This is a genomic window from Halioxenophilus aromaticivorans (assembly GCF_042850945.1).
In the GTDB taxonomy this organism is placed as follows: domain Bacteria; phylum Pseudomonadota; class Gammaproteobacteria; order Pseudomonadales; family Cellvibrionaceae; genus Halioxenophilus; species Halioxenophilus aromaticivorans.
The window spans coordinates 93,225-106,675 of record NZ_AP031496.1; the positions used below are offsets into that span (position 1 = coordinate 93,225).

Genomic DNA, 13,451 nt, shown 5'->3' on the forward strand with positions numbered 1-13,451 from the left:
GAATTCACAGAGAGCAACCATGGCTAATAACACAGTAAAACACCTACCCGATCCCGAATATATCAATGATGCCTATCGCGGCGCGGGCAAACTCGCAGACAAGCGCGTTTTGATCTCTGGCGGCGATAGCGGCATTGGCAGAGCGGTAGCACTGCACATGGCCCGCGAGGGTGCCAAAGTAGCCATCATCTACCATTCGGCGGAAGACAAGGCTACAGAAACTAAAAAAGCAATCGAGGCCGAAGGTGCTCAGGCATTGGTGCTACAGGCCAACACCGGCAAGAGCGCGGACTGCGAGAGTGCTGTCGACCATGTTTTAACCGCTTGGGGCGGTATCGATATATTGGTTAACAACGCCGGTTTTCAAAAGCCATATGACTCGTTGGAAGACGTATCCGACGAAGATTGGCAAGCGCACTTCGATGTGAATATGGCCGGATTCTTTTATTTAAGCCGGGCGGCGCTACGCTCCATGGACCAAGGCTGCGTCATCATCAATACCACTTCCATCAATGCGTTTGTTGGCAACGATTCTTTATTGCCTTATTCGTCCACTAAAGGCGCCATTTCAACCTTCACCCGTTCCCTGGCTAAACAATATATGGCGCGTGGTATTAGAGTAAATGAAGTTGCACCGGGCCCGGTGGCCACCGATATACAGGAAGTTTTTGAGGACTTCGACGAAGATAAGTTGAAAAATATGGCTGCGCCCATTGGGCGTGTTGGTCAACCTCGGGAAGTGGCTCCGGCCTATGTATTTCTAGCCTGCCAAGACAGCTCGTTTATTACCGGCCAAACTATTCACGTCAATGGTGGAATGATCACCAGTGGGTAAGTTGACCAACCCCTTAATATATGAAATCTATCCTCGTTCTTTCTACGATTCCAGTGGCACTGGCGAGGGAGACTTAAACGGTATCGCAGAGAAGCTTAGCTACGTTAAGTCCCTTGGTGTTGATGCCATATGGATCGCACCGTTTTACCCCTCAAGCTGGCACGATGGCGGTTATGATGTGATAGATCATTGTAATGTCGACCCCCGTCTTGGCACCCTGGCCGACTTTGATCGCCTTGTCGGCCACGCGCAAGACCTCGGCCTGAGTGTGTTGGTTGACTTGGTATTTAAACACACCAGTGTTGAGCACCCGTGGTTTAAGTCTGCGGTGGAGGGAGACCAATCGGCAGCAGAAAGGTACGTATGGCGCGATGCCGCGGCCGACGGCACCCCTCCCACCAACTGGATTGGCTATTTTGGTAAGCCAGCATGGAGCTGGTGCCATCAGCGTCAGCAATATTATCTTCACCAATACCACGCGAGCCAACCAGCGCTCAACCATCGCAACCAAGATGTGCAAAACAGCATTCGAGAAATCATGGCCTTTTGGTGCGACCGGGGGGTTGCAGGTTTTCGATTTGACGCGGTAACGTCTTGGTTTCACGATGATCAATTCCGAGACAACCCGCCGGCTTCAGATCAAGAGCAACGTTTAATTGATGGCGTGCCCAAAAGTCCTTATACCCGGCAGCGTCACGAATACGATATGTTGGTGCGAGAGGGTGCCAACTATATGGAAAATATTCGTGCCTGGGCTGGGCGGGATCTGTACTTATTTGGTGAAAATAATTTTGGCATCGCTTCGTTAGATATCGCCCTAGATTACACAGGCGCCGAGAAATTGAATGGCTGCTACACAACAGATACGGTACGGTGCGGACATTCGAGCAAAGCATGGCAAAATATCTTCGATAAGCTCGACGGCCGTTGGCGAACGCCTTGGTGGTTTGAAAGCCACGATCGGGCTCGCAGCAGAACAAATCTAGGGAACGATTCAGAAGAATTTGTAAAGTTCTTAGCCGTGTTGACAGCGATTCTTCCAGGAGCTGCTCTTATCTATCAGGGCCAAGAGCTGGGTCTGCCTCAGCCGCCCTTAGACAAAAGCGAGATTCAAGATCCATTTGATTTGAGCTATTGGCCCGATGATCCAGGTAGAAGCGGCGCCAGAGTGCCTATCCCATGGACTGAGGCTAAAGATAATTTCGGCTTTAGTAGTTCGCCGCCATGGTTACCTATGCGCTGGCAGGCTGGTATGTCGATAGAGTCACAGGAAACTGATAAAGGTAGCCCGCTCAATTGTTATAGACATGCCATTTACCTAAGAAAAAAATACGACCTATCAAACCCGATCGTTTTCAATTATCAACAACATGGCCAGTTATTGACAGTCTTTTCTAAAACGAAGGCGGGCAGTTTTTCAGCCGTGTTTAATTTCGGCGACAGCGAAAAGGATTTCGAACTTAGTAACTCGTTGATAGTTACCGGTGTCTCGGGTGGCATGATAGCGCCATACGGTGCGGCTATCATGGAGCAGGTTTAGCGCTGCTACTGGCATTTTCCAAGACGAATTGCGCGATGCGGGCAAGGCTCTGGGCACCTGATTGAAGAGCATCTGGCCAGAGTTGATATAGATGAAACAAACCTGGCGCTACATGCAGCGTTAAGGGACGGCCTGCAAGTGCAGCCTGTCGTGCGAGTAGCAGAGAATCGTCTAGGAGTATCTCTGCAGACGCCACCTCCAATATCATTGGTGGTAAGGTCGATAAATCCCCTAATATCGGAGACTTGTCCGAATGGAACCTGTCCACCCCAGGTAATGCCATTTCAGCCAGGGCGGTATCGGTCTTGTCGTCGTTCATCAAATCACTGTCTCTATTGCGTGTAGTGCTCTGACCACTGCGGTCTGTATTTGGAGATATTAAAGCCAGGCTTTTTACTTTTCGTCTCAGTGCGGCGCATAATGCTAGGTGACCGCCGGAACTATCTCCACCGATAGCGGCAGGGTCGGAAGCATCAATAACCGCAAGCGCATCCTGTAGTGGGGCGGGCCACACACACTCTGGTGCCAACCGATAATAGGGCATTACAACGCAGAGCCCGTGGCTCGCTATCTCTCTAGCTAGAGTAAGGTGAGTGCGAGGAGAACCAAACACATAGCCGCCGCCATGGAACCAAATAAGCTCCGGCCCTTTGCCTATTTTCAAACATCGCACGCCGCCCCTGGTAACGCCTACGACGCCATGGGTATGCTGGGCACCTGTCAGTTTTTCGAACGTTTTTCGCATTTCTTCTGGCGTGCCCGATACGTCAGATTCTTCTATCTGACGGCGTAGTTCGATTTCGTTTAGTGGCCGTTTCAACACCGGTTGCCTCTATTAGATTAGGATATTTTCTCAATACATTGATGTGCCTTCCATCGCTGAGCTGTTTGCGGAATTCACTAGCTGTAGAGGAGCAAAATCTGTTCCGATATGAGATCTGAACCGATTTGAAAGAGTAGACTAGATGGCCTCAGGCATTGGGAAATACCGGCACGGCTGTATTTTTTAAAACTTAGTCAAACTAACTAAAAATTCCGTTTTAGTTAACGTCTTATTGTCTAAAATCCGGTTAAGGTTGATTATCTAGAAGGGATTGGAGTCAAGATTAGATTGTAATTCTAGTTGTACCAAAAGGGTGGTAGTAGGATTATATTCAATTAACTTGGCTTATTTATATATCGGAGCTGAAGACGCGACTAACGTACTCTAACACGTGGTTCAATAGTTTACCCCAGGGTTAATCGGGCTTATTAAATAAAGACAATTTACCAAATTCTATCTATTATTTATGCAGCAAATAAAAATCGGGTAAACTGCCCAGAGACTAATTTAATAGAGCTGTAATAGAATAGCCCTCGCCGAATTTCTCCGAAGTAAAACTCACTTGGCTGTGGCCACTGGCTGCCAGTAGCGCCGGTAAATACTCTAGCGCGGCTTCATCACCGTTAAAATTCAGTTGCAGCCGGCATGTAGTGCCGCGGCATTCTGCATCACCCAACTCTAAACCGTTCAAGTTAAAAACAGCTACTCTGTTTTCCATATCGGCCAGTGCGCTTGCCAGCTCTGAGGTTGCAGATTTGTCGTGTTCTTCCAATTCAAACAGTAGTTCTTGGTCTGCAAATGCTTGTCGCTGCTCCTGCGCGGAGGCTTCAAGCTGCTCGTTAATTTGCTCTTCGCTAAGCGTTGGTTCTTGCTTGGTTGAAGTGTTGGCGGATAGCAATTGCTCTATTTGTTGCGCAAGCTTTGTTATTGTAAGTTGCTGCTGGTTTAAGTGGCCTTGCATTGGCTGCAGTTGGCTTTCTACCAGCTTGTTAACCTCACTGAGTGAAACGCCCTGATTTATCTCTGGCTTATGATGATTAGTGTTAGCACGAATAGGCATAGGCTCTTGCGCTGCCACCCCACTCGGTACTCCGGTAAATAAATGAGCGCCCGCGAATGCCGTTGCTAATCCAGTTGCCAGCCCTAAAACTATGCCTGCTGTTAGCCATCCAGCTTTTGCAGAATTAATATTAATCTTTGGCATTGATAAAACCCTTGGGTTGATCAGCGCAGCAACACTCATGCGCTGCGCTGTGGTTTATTAGTTCTTCTGCTTGTATCTCACGCCAAACAAAACGTCATTTTGAAATAACACACAGTACATATCGGCATAGCCGGAATGGTATTGAGTGGATGGTTGCATTCTAACCGATTGATTGCCTGTATGGTTGGCTGCGTAGCCATACGTATATTGATTTATCGAGCCCCAATTGTTTTTAGAGACGATATAGCAAAAAGGTTGAGCACCAGTGCTGGTGGCTCTTTTCATTCTTGCATAGGAGTCTGTAATTGCATCGGTTGCAGATTCCTTTATAAGTGGGCATTTTACAACGGCCGTACCACCGCTGGCTTTTAGCCCTCCTTGCGAATAGACGGTGTTGCCTAAGTTTGTTTCACAATACGCTTCTGCGCTCATAGTCCAATCTTCAGCTTGGGCTGTGGAGGCCAATACAAATACTGGCAGTATGATTGCAAGCCGTGCAAGTTTACTTTGAATAAGTGGTTTCATAATTCCCTCATTAAAATTCTATACAAATTAGAAAACAAAATAGCTGTGGAGTTACATCGATAATGTGTAAAGCAATCGCTGGTAATCTCAGGTGTGCGGCCAAATTAATAAATAAAAAAGTAAAATGATTTTTATCTAAAGTGGCCAAAATTTTTTGTGAGATTTATGGGTTTTAAGCGGCACTGCATTTTGGCAGCTAACGGTAGGATCAAGCCAAATAAATGAGGGAACTATCATGAGAAGAGTAATTGTAGAATTGAAACCAAGCGCCAATATGCAAAAATCCATGGCGGCGGAAAGTTCATTTGAGGTGGACAATGACATTCAATTGCCGGGGATTAATATCGATAAAGCATACGGTGCGGTGCAAATCGATGCTGGCGCTTTGCACAACAAAGAAGCTGTGTTAGAAATGGGCGTTAGCAGCGCCATGACCAGTGTTAAGGGCGAAACTGTTATCGTACGCGGAACGCTGAATGCAACCACAGACGATGAAACTAAGGCCGCAAAAAAGGCCTTACTCAAACAGGCCGAAGTGATTCACGTATGGGACGACGGTTTAATCGAAGCCTTCAGCGGTTGTAACTGCCAATCCGGTGATGCCACTTATTCTTCACCTGCCAGTGCAGTGGCCACAGAGGATTTGCCATCCTTCACTGAAATCCTAGGGGATATCGCACCGTTAGAGGAGGGCGTTTCTTACCATGCTTCTTCCATGGCCGGCGGGGCATTTTCCGGATCGCCTTGCGAGCCAACCGACTGCGCCCCAACCGTGGCCAAGGGCACCATCGCCGATGTGGCCCGCTATTTAAATTGTCACCGGCTGTGGGATAAAGGCATTCGTGGCCAGGGCGTAGCCGTGGGCATTGTAGACACCGGTGTAGATAGCACCCGGGTGCCTAACGTAACCGACGGCTGGACACCAGTAGTCAGTTTACCTTGGGGTACCGATTCCGGCTCCCACGGCTCCATGTGCGCCACCGACGTAAAAGGCATGGCGCCGGATGCAGAAATCTATGACGTGGGCCTGCTCAAGGCTCAGGGCGGTATATCGGCGTTTTTATCCGATGCCATTGTGGCTTTCCAGTGGGCCATCGATAAATACAAAAATACAGGCAAGCCGCAAATCTTATCCAACAGCTGGGGTATGTACCAAAGAGCCTGGGCGCCAGACTACTGCACAGACCCCAACCACCCGTTCACGCGTAAAGTGGTAGAGGCCATTAACGCGGGTATGATTGTAACCTTCGCCGCCGGTAACTGCGGGCAGGTGTGCGCCAGTGGCCGGTGCGGATCCGATAGCGGCCCCGGTAAAAGTATTTGGGGTGCCAATGGCCACCCGGCGGTAATTACCGTGGGCGCTACCAATATCCGAGAAGAGTGGATCGGTTACTCCAGCCAAGGCCCCGCCGCGTTGGATGCCAAAAAACCAGACTTCGTCGCCCCCAGCCACTTTAAGGGCTTTACCAACTCCGATAACGGCACCTCCGCAGCCAACCCCGTGTGTGCGGGTGTATTAGCGCTATTGCGCGGCCACAACCCGGCGTTAAAACAAGCCGAGGCAAAAAAAGCGCTACAGCAAACTGCAAAAGACCTTTGCGGCAACGGCTGGGATCAACACAGTGGCTACGGCATGATCAACGCAGAGCGGGCGTTTAATAAGCTCAACTACTTCACAACAACCCTGATACACGCCTCCTGGACCCACGGTCACGCAGCAACGGTACAAAGGCCAGAGCTATTAGATCAAAGTTCTCTCTACGCGCCTTACAGCCTATTTAAGGGTAAGCCAAACACCACCAACGTATTCCACTTTGCCGTGCCCACGCCGGTAATCGTCAACAATAAACGATTGGCGTTAGACTCAATCATGTTGTTATTCTGGACAGACGTAGGTGTGGAAGTAACCGCCGTAGAAATATGGGACGCTAACGCGCGCCTAAAGCGCTACGACGGCCTGAGCCTAACCGGTAGCCACTGGTTTGAGCGCTTTGACGTGCTGAACAACCGGGTGCGTTACGGAATAGGCGTAAGCGTTACCGCGCGTTTCTCTGAAGAGGGTGACCGGCGTATTATTTTCGGCTCCTGCGGCGGCGACTTTACCGCCTAGCTCGAACACCCAATTAAAAAAGGGCGCTGCAAAGCGCCCCAATTTTGAGAGGTAACTATGGAAAACGTCATAGTAGAATTAATCGTAGCCGCGAACCTTACCGGTGCCGCATTAATGCAAGATGTAAAAACAGAATTACCGCTTTTAAATGTGGATGAAAATTACAAACCCATAGAAATGGTGCCCGGCGAACAAGATGCAGCAAAAGTACCGCAGAGTGCAAAAGTGATTGTTATACGCGGCGCTGTAAACGAAAGTGATATGGCCAAGCTAAAGCAGTTGGATAACGTGCTGCATGTTTGGACTGATGGGAAAGCTGAGGCTTTTTAGGGTGTGGTAGCTAAGCGGTACGCCGATTTGCGCGGTGGTATAAAAGTGCTTGGCTTAGTACTATGGGGTTCACTCAGCTAATGATTGCCGAGGAATAATTAGTGTTGTCTAGGATTGATGTTCGCATTTGTGGCCTGGTATGTCTATTTTTGTTGGCGACCAGTAGTATTGCCAAAGATCAGCGACAAAACGCTAACGCAAATAGCGTCTACAGATATTCAGTAGAGTCTGGAAAAGTCGTGTCACAAAGCAATCTTGCAACTTATAAGGCTGACCACAAAAATATTATCGATGTAATGAGCAAGTGGAAAATAGACTTTGTGTGCGACTACCAAGCAAGCATCCTAACAATAAAATCAGCAGAATCTTCTATAAACGAATTTGAAATACTACTCGACGAAAATTGCCCACAAAAAGTGGCCATATTAAATAAATTAACGAACGGCAATTTGGAGCCTACACTCGCTCCCGCTAAGTCACCGGCTGCATTCTATGTGGTGACCGAAGGAGAAAAAATCATTCTTCGTAGCTACCAAGGCTTGCCGAGATAACGAATAAAGGATGCCGCCACTTATAAGCAATCACTTTTATTGAGCGGTCCTATGCTTTTTCTTGAGTGCGTGCTCTATCGTTTTTGCGTCATGTTTAATGGAAACTTTATTAGCATCTAGCATTGCTTTAATTTCAGCCTTACTTGTGCCTATTTTCTTCAAGTCAATCTTCATTAGTTCTATCTCGGTACAAGTCAATCTCGCTGGGGTTTGTCAACGCGCCGGATGGCTCGTCCTCTAAGTTCTCCAGTGCCTTACGACGGATCTCTTTAGCCTCTGCGCGAAGTGATTCCAAACGTCGAGCGATTTCAGAACGCCCTTCGGGAGTGGTTGGATCTGGAGTTGAGTTCATATAATCTTCCTCTGTCCGATTCGTTTGCCGTGGTAGACCTCTCTAGGCCCAAACCCAGAGGATTGGTAATAGTCTTCAAGATTCGCATAGGGATCGATTAACCATACCTCGTCGGCTCCGACGATTTTACCATAAGCTGCAGCTGCGAATGCGATCACAGGCAAAGCTCGTATGCCAAGTGGATTAGGTTTGACAGGAGTTGATTCTACTAAGTTCATCCTTACCCTTGTACCGTGTTTGGAGAGCTGTCCTAAACAGATCCCACAAAGTATACCAGAACGCTTTACAGTAACTTCAAACCTTTTGGGTCGGTTTTGGTACATTGGATATTCTCTAGCCCAGCTCCAAGCTGACCGGGCAGTGCGTTGACTAGCTGAAATTTGATCTTTCCATTTGTCGGCAGTCAATGCGTCCATGAAGCTAACACCAGAAACCTGGATGCCATTAAATTCTTCCATAGTAGTTTCAAAAGCAATTTCTCGAAACGTCTTGTATCGCTCTTCCGCCTCTAGGTGATCTATACGCGCGCTGTGGTGTGCCATATTACCTCCCTGTACAACATAACTAATGTGGTGTTCAGCGTAGCAGTCAAGTGGATCGCTCGCCGTGACTGTAGTCGCAATTTCACTAGCGATGACCTTGAAGGCGCGGTACGCATTTGGAAAATGGTTTGTCTTTTATACTATTGGCAGAAATTGGAAATAGTGGTTGGCCAAGAAAGACTTCGTCTAGACTTAGCTTTGGTATAAATAGATAACAGGTTAATAACTTGTTAAGTAGCGGTGTTTGATCCAAGCTTGGGTCAAGGTGCTTCAGTAGGCGTGAGCTTTTCAAATCAAAATGACGCTTAATTAATTTAGCCAGTATTGTAGAAAATATTTGCATCCCTTTGCACTATGCTTGTTCGTAGTATCAATAATTAATACGGCTTGACTAAGTATACGATTGGCTTAGCTAAAATGGGGGGCGAAAGGGCGCTCACGAAGAATTAGGTTTTATTACTCAAAAGCTAAGAGTTGGTGTTAAACTGAAATGCGTCTTGATAAAAATTTAATCTAACTAAATTCTGCTGTTCGCAAACGAAAGGCACAGTTCTGCTGATAGTTAGAACTTTAATAAATTCAGTATTTTCAGGGAAAATGAGCAAAATATTATCGCACGAATCCTGGGCTGGAATTAATGGTATCGTGGCAATCGTTGCAGTGATAGTTACAGTGGTTATAGGTGTTATTACTATTAGCCAAGGCAAGGAGTCACATGATGGGAGCGGTACCGGAGATACACAGGGTACTGCTCTTAACGAACCTACGGTTGCCACGGCATCTGCACTTCACGGTGAGCAAGAGAATGATGAGCGCAGGCACGAAATTGCAGACCCAACGCTATATACAGTAGTTGTAAATCGATCTGGTTTCGAGAAGAAAGCGGGTCGTTCCGTAATGTTTGGCGAGTTATTTAATTTGTGTGGCTACAGTGGATTTTCAGTCGAAGAAATGACGAGTAAGCGTTTTGCTATGGTTTCTCTTCAGAGTCAAGACCAAACTATACCTGGTACACCTGCCAGAGGCCTTTCTATGGCAGTACCGACGGGGAAATTAATATCGATATTCGGCAACTGTCTTGTCGAGTTTACCGTAGAGCGTGGGGGGGCATCGACTCAGATCAGCATAAAGGAATTTCAATGAAAAAATTAATAATATTTTTAGTGTTTATAATGTGTGCATCTCAAGCGAACGGATGCGAAGAGTTTGTGAGTTACGAGCCATCAGAGTTAAAAGAATATCGTGATCTGCTTAGTAAAGTAGGTGCAGACCCTATTGACCGTTTGTTTGCGTTTGAAAAGCTAGTATGTTCGGACAAGCCAATAATGAGAACCTACGCAGTCAAAGTTGGCCTAGAAACCACTGATAATGAGCTGGTAAGAAACCAAATTATGCTTAGTGCCATGATGCAAAAAAAGCGTATCGATATAGAGCTGTTCCCCAACAAAACAGCCACTGATTTAGATAAAAAATTTATCCAAACCCATGATGGAATATATTCCGTTGTTGTTACTTATTACTCAGAGAAGGAGGGCTGTTTAGGGCTACATGGTAGTAGAGAATGTAAAGCAAATTACAGCTTGATAATAAAGGGTGATAAGGCTGAATTTAAATACGGAAACCATATTGGCTGGTTTGATTTAACGTCATCAGGGGAGTTAGTAGGCGTATTAAAGGCTGGCATGGATGCTCGTTATAGTAGTATTCCAGCTAAGATTAGTCTCTATTAGGTTTCTTATATTCATATTATCAGATACATAGGGAGTGGCGATTTAGGGTGCGTCTTACTTACCTGGCATCCTGGTGACCATTTCCGCGCTGGAAGCGCAAAAAGTCCAAAGTTTAGTAGTTGGCGCAAATCGAGGAGGGGAGCGATTGTATGATGGCGGTGAAGAGAGTCTGAGACTGGGAATTAGACTCTACGGTAAAGCTTGCTAGAAGCTACCACCCCCTTTACCCAGCTTTGGCGGAAGTGATTGGCAAAGCTAGCAAGTTTACTAACGGAGCCAACACCGTTGGCGTAGCGCAGCCCAAATTGCTCTATATGATCTAGCCAATGATCCGCATTCACGCCCAGGCTTGCCAAGAGGCGGCAGCTTTTCTCCGAGATGGCACCACGTTTGTCAGCCCTCAGTTGTTGGCCAGTAGAATCCACGAGCTCGAAATAATCAACTAAGGTGAAGGGTAGGGCAGTATTAATATCGGTATGAGAGCTACCGTCAAATTTCATTAACTCGGCTTTTGGCAACTTATCAGTACCAATCTGGTGTTCTAGTTCGTTATTGGCAGAATAGCGCTTCGATGCAGTAGCCGCGCTTTTGGCGGTAACATTACTACTTATGTCTTCGGTTATCTTGACGCAATCACGGGTGGGCTCTGTAGCTTTCTGTTGGCTACTGTATTCATGAATGCGCTGCTGTATGGATGTGAAGTCACTGGTTTCCAAGCTATCCGCCATGGCTGCACGCACGGCGTTAAGATCTACGTAGGCCATGCAGCTCAGTAAAGCGGCTTCATCTAGGAGGGCCTGGCTTTTATAGCGGCCTTCCCACTAAATTTGTAGGGAACAGATTTGAACAGCTCCGCTGGCCCGCAGGGCGATTGCCAGGACGGCAATCGTACTAGCGACCTTTGCAGTTTTCTTCTTTATTGGCCATACGAGCGACGGTTTCATTCACGCCGCAAAAACAAAAATGGAGGGAACATTTTTGAACGCCAATAGTGGCGGCCCGTAGGGCGATTGGCAGGACAGACAATCGTAAACCACTCAAGGCTATACGGTTGTAGACGACACCCCTCTATACCCTATTTATTACATATGGATGTAGTATCTACTGCTTATGCGACCGTCGAATTTATTTGGTGGGAGGTGTTGCTATAAAAATATACCAGCTAAATTTCTGGTTAAAGACTCCTGCCAAATGAAATACACGTAAGTTCGCTATATCTAACTGTGAATTACTTTAGAATGAAATGGAATAGAATCGCGATAAATTTAATGTTGCGAAGGTACTATAGAAGACGCCTTAATAATTTAATCAGGGAGATCAAAATGTTTAAAATGAACAATAAATGAATTGTCAACAACTACTGCGCCACTATGCACCATTATCCAAGCTTGGTGCGTTTATAAAATAAAAACAATAAGAAAATTAGGTTGTTGTGAATAAAATTTATCTGCTGAGATTAAATAAATAATCATCACACATGAATATCGGGAGCTAAACAATGAATATTAATACCGAATATTTGGTGATCAATTGTAATGTTTGTGCTGCCAATCCATTTATTAATTACAAAGGTGATGAAATGAAAAAGTTAGTATTTCTAAGTGTATTAGGTTCTGCGGTATTTATGCTTTCGACAGCGGCACTGGCAGCAGATTGGAAAACCTACCCTGGTTCCATGGGTGTAAAATTCAAAGGCCCAAGCCCATACATCAATCATTCGGGAATCTATAACCCTTCGTCAACGTCGGTGATGTACGTTGATCTTCCCATTATTAACGATGATAGCAATGACATTGCATCATCGAATGTTCGCGTTATAGACCGGCACTATTCGCAGGATATTCGTTGCAGTGTGAATCAGAGATACATGTCTACCTCTTCCGGCTCGGTTTATGGGTATATGGGCGGTAATAAATTAAGCTCCGGGTCATCTGCTTTCTTGCAAAAATTGAATACAGGTGCGCTTGGTGGTAGTGGGTCAGCTGTGCATAGTTATTTCAGCTGTAAAATTCCACCTACGTATAGCGGCAACCGCTCGGGTATCTTTTCCTATTACGTCAACGAGGGCTAAATAGATAAAAGCACCTTGCAAATAAAGCGTGGTACGCCCAGCGACGGCTGCCACGCGTAACATTTATTGGAGATAACCATGGATAAGAAAAAGTTTGTCCGACTAACTGGCTTGGGTACAATTGCAGCGACGGCGATGTTTGGGTTTTGGGCGTATCAAAGTGAGGAGCGTATTGCTCACGAGCCAAGTAAGCAAGTGGAAAAAGTTGCTAAGGACGTACTGTCTGGAAACTATAAAAATGATTTCAAATCTAATCAAGTCGATCAAAAGATTGAAATACTACAGGCTGAGATTTTACATCTTCGCGAAGAGATGGCGTTAGCTAGAAAAGAAAACAAGGTAGTGATTGAGGAAATCAGGGGCGAAGATGGTCTGTCACAAATTGAAGCTGAACAGCTAGAAGCTGGTCACCAGGCGGATGAAGAATCAGATTTTGCTATAGAAGAAAAAATGCATCACCGGCAATCTTTATACCAAGCTCAACTTTTGTCAGAAGCGGTAGACGTCGAGTGGTCTGATGAAACACTGGCTCAAATCGAAGAATCGCTATTAACCGAGTCGCTGGAAGGGCTCGATTTCATGGAAGGGGAGTGTGGCACAACGCTGTGCCAGATAAAAATGAGAGCTAATGAAAATCTACCTGTAGAAGAAAGCTTGCAACGTTTATCGGTTGACCGACCATGGGATGGACCTACTTTTATGGCAGTGGATAGTACGGGGAATGTTGATCTCTTTTTTGCAAGAGATGGGCACGACCTTCCTGAAGGCGAATTAATGTAATTGAGCGCTGTGGCTTTGCTGGGTGCTAGGCAATTTGCCTGTAAATTGAAAGATAGCG

Annotated in this window: 15 protein-coding genes; 9 read left to right on the forward strand and 6 right to left on the reverse strand. The window is 46.3% G+C overall.

Going from position 1 to position 13,451, the window contains the following annotated elements; translation table 11 throughout:
- The first annotated feature begins 19 nt into the window (after nucleotides 1-19).
- Together ACGHM3_RS00425 and ACGHM3_RS00430 are read left to right on the forward strand one after the other, a co-directional pair.
- A complete protein-coding gene (locus ACGHM3_RS00425; RefSeq protein ID WP_345416293.1) occupies nucleotides 20-835 on the forward strand; it encodes an SDR family oxidoreductase in 816 nt (271 codons plus the stop codon).
- Nucleotides 828-2,375, forward strand: coding sequence for an alpha-amylase family glycosyl hydrolase (locus ACGHM3_RS00430; protein WP_345416290.1), 1,548 nt, complete (start codon nucleotides 828-830; stop codon nucleotides 2,373-2,375). The genes ACGHM3_RS00425 and ACGHM3_RS00430 overlap by 8 nt, the downstream gene beginning before the upstream one ends.
- Here ACGHM3_RS00430 and ACGHM3_RS00435 read toward each other — a convergent pair.
- The 3 genes from ACGHM3_RS00435 to ACGHM3_RS00445 all read right to left on the reverse strand — a co-directional run bounded on the left by ACGHM3_RS00435 (nucleotide 2,359) and on the right by ACGHM3_RS00445 (nucleotide 4,927).
- A complete protein-coding gene (locus ACGHM3_RS00435) occupies nucleotides 2,359-3,195 on the reverse strand; it encodes an alpha/beta hydrolase fold domain-containing protein (RefSeq protein WP_345416287.1) in 837 nt (278 codons plus the stop codon). The two genes, ACGHM3_RS00430 and ACGHM3_RS00435, sit on opposite strands and share 17 nt — an antisense overlap.
- Before the next feature lie 505 nt (nucleotides 3,196-3,700).
- Nucleotides 3,701-4,258, reverse strand: coding sequence for a hypothetical protein (locus tag ACGHM3_RS00440; RefSeq protein WP_345416284.1), 558 nt, complete (start codon nucleotides 4,256-4,258; stop codon nucleotides 3,701-3,703).
- 201 nt (nucleotides 4,259-4,459) lie between these two features.
- Nucleotides 4,460-4,927, reverse strand: a complete 468-nt coding sequence (locus tag ACGHM3_RS00445) for a hypothetical protein (RefSeq protein WP_345416281.1) — start codon at nucleotides 4,925-4,927, stop codon at nucleotides 4,460-4,462.
- A gap of 235 nt (nucleotides 4,928-5,162) precedes the next feature.
- On the opposite strand from ACGHM3_RS00445, the gene ACGHM3_RS00450 reads away from it, so the two are divergent.
- The 3 genes from ACGHM3_RS00450 (at nucleotide 5,163) to ACGHM3_RS00460 (ending at nucleotide 7,918) form a co-directional block, all read left to right on the forward strand.
- Nucleotides 5,163-7,037: a DUF6623 family protein gene (locus ACGHM3_RS00450; RefSeq protein WP_345416278.1), complete on the forward strand. Its 1,875-nt coding sequence runs from the start codon at nucleotides 5,163-5,165 to the stop codon at nucleotides 7,035-7,037.
- A 57-nt stretch (nucleotides 7,038-7,094) separates the two neighbouring features.
- Nucleotides 7,095-7,367: a hypothetical protein gene (locus ACGHM3_RS00455; RefSeq protein ID WP_345416275.1), complete on the forward strand. Its 273-nt coding sequence runs from the start codon at nucleotides 7,095-7,097 to the stop codon at nucleotides 7,365-7,367.
- Between the two features lie 101 nt (nucleotides 7,368-7,468).
- Complete coding sequence (locus ACGHM3_RS00460; RefSeq protein WP_345416272.1) at nucleotides 7,469-7,918, forward strand: hypothetical protein; 450 nt, start codon at nucleotides 7,469-7,471, stop codon at nucleotides 7,916-7,918.
- 163 nt (nucleotides 7,919-8,081) lie between these two features.
- On the opposite strand, the gene ACGHM3_RS00465 is transcribed toward ACGHM3_RS00460, so the two are convergent.
- Together ACGHM3_RS00465 and ACGHM3_RS00470 are read right to left on the reverse strand one after the other, a co-directional pair.
- Entirely contained in the window at nucleotides 8,082-8,270 is a 189-nt protein-coding gene (locus tag ACGHM3_RS00465) for a hypothetical protein (RefSeq protein WP_345416269.1), read from the reverse strand.
- Complete coding sequence (locus tag ACGHM3_RS00470) at nucleotides 8,267-8,812, reverse strand: hypothetical protein (protein ID WP_345416266.1); 546 nt, start codon at nucleotides 8,810-8,812, stop codon at nucleotides 8,267-8,269. Before ACGHM3_RS00470 ends, ACGHM3_RS00465 begins: the two co-directional genes overlap by 4 nt.
- A 597-nt stretch (nucleotides 8,813-9,409) precedes the next feature.
- On the opposite strand from ACGHM3_RS00470, the gene ACGHM3_RS00475 reads away from it, so the two are divergent.
- A complete protein-coding gene (locus tag ACGHM3_RS00475) occupies nucleotides 9,410-9,955 on the forward strand; it encodes a hypothetical protein (protein WP_345416263.1) in 546 nt (181 codons plus the stop codon).
- Nucleotides 9,952-10,542, forward strand: a complete 591-nt coding sequence (locus tag ACGHM3_RS00480; RefSeq protein ID WP_345416260.1) for a hypothetical protein — start codon at nucleotides 9,952-9,954, stop codon at nucleotides 10,540-10,542. The genes ACGHM3_RS00475 and ACGHM3_RS00480 overlap by 4 nt, the downstream gene beginning before the upstream one ends.
- Before the next feature lie 182 nt (nucleotides 10,543-10,724).
- Here ACGHM3_RS00480 and ACGHM3_RS00485 read toward each other — a convergent pair whose 3' ends face one another.
- On the reverse strand, nucleotides 10,725-11,306 hold the full coding sequence (locus tag ACGHM3_RS00485) for a hypothetical protein (RefSeq protein ID WP_345416257.1): 582 nt from the start codon (nucleotides 11,304-11,306) through the stop codon (nucleotides 10,725-10,727).
- 734 nt (nucleotides 11,307-12,040) lie between these two features.
- Between ACGHM3_RS00485 and ACGHM3_RS00490 the strand changes: the two genes are divergently transcribed.
- The gene (locus ACGHM3_RS00490; protein WP_345416254.1) at nucleotides 12,041-12,613 is read left to right on the forward strand and encodes a hypothetical protein; all 573 of its coding nucleotides are present in this window, start codon (nucleotides 12,041-12,043) and stop codon (nucleotides 12,611-12,613) included.
- Between the two features lie 78 nt (nucleotides 12,614-12,691).
- A complete protein-coding gene (locus ACGHM3_RS00495) occupies nucleotides 12,692-13,393 on the forward strand; it encodes a hypothetical protein (RefSeq protein ID WP_345416251.1) in 702 nt (233 codons plus the stop codon).
- The last annotated feature ends 58 nt before the right edge of the window (nucleotides 13,394-13,451 follow it).

Coding starts and splice junctions, on each gene's coding strand:
- ACGHM3_RS00490 (WP_345416254.1), top strand. CDS start 12,041: ATGAATATTAATACCGAATATTTGGTGATCAATTGTAATGTTTGTGCT.
- ACGHM3_RS00425 (WP_345416293.1), top strand. CDS start 20: ATGGCTAATAACACAGTAAAACACCTACCCGATCCCGAATATATCAAT.
- ACGHM3_RS00470 (WP_345416266.1), bottom strand. CDS start 8,812: ATGGCACACCACAGCGCGCGTATAGATCACCTAGAGGCGGAAGAGCGA.
- ACGHM3_RS00465 (WP_345416269.1), bottom strand. CDS start 8,270: ATGAACTCAACTCCAGATCCAACCACTCCCGAAGGGCGTTCTGAAATC.
- ACGHM3_RS00455 (WP_345416275.1), top strand. CDS start 7,095: ATGGAAAACGTCATAGTAGAATTAATCGTAGCCGCGAACCTTACCGGT.
- ACGHM3_RS00450 (WP_345416278.1), top strand. CDS start 5,163: ATGAGAAGAGTAATTGTAGAATTGAAACCAAGCGCCAATATGCAAAAA.
- ACGHM3_RS00440 (WP_345416284.1), bottom strand. CDS start 4,258: ATGCCTATTCGTGCTAACACTAATCATCATAAGCCAGAGATAAATCAG.
- ACGHM3_RS00445 (WP_345416281.1), bottom strand. CDS start 4,927: ATGAAACCACTTATTCAAAGTAAACTTGCACGGCTTGCAATCATACTG.
- ACGHM3_RS00475 (WP_345416263.1), top strand. CDS start 9,410: ATGAGCAAAATATTATCGCACGAATCCTGGGCTGGAATTAATGGTATC.
- ACGHM3_RS00495 (WP_345416251.1), top strand. CDS start 12,692: ATGGATAAGAAAAAGTTTGTCCGACTAACTGGCTTGGGTACAATTGCA.
- ACGHM3_RS00480 (WP_345416260.1), top strand. CDS start 9,952: ATGAAAAAATTAATAATATTTTTAGTGTTTATAATGTGTGCATCTCAA.
- ACGHM3_RS00485 (WP_345416257.1), bottom strand. CDS start 11,306: ATGGCCTACGTAGATCTTAACGCCGTGCGTGCAGCCATGGCGGATAGC.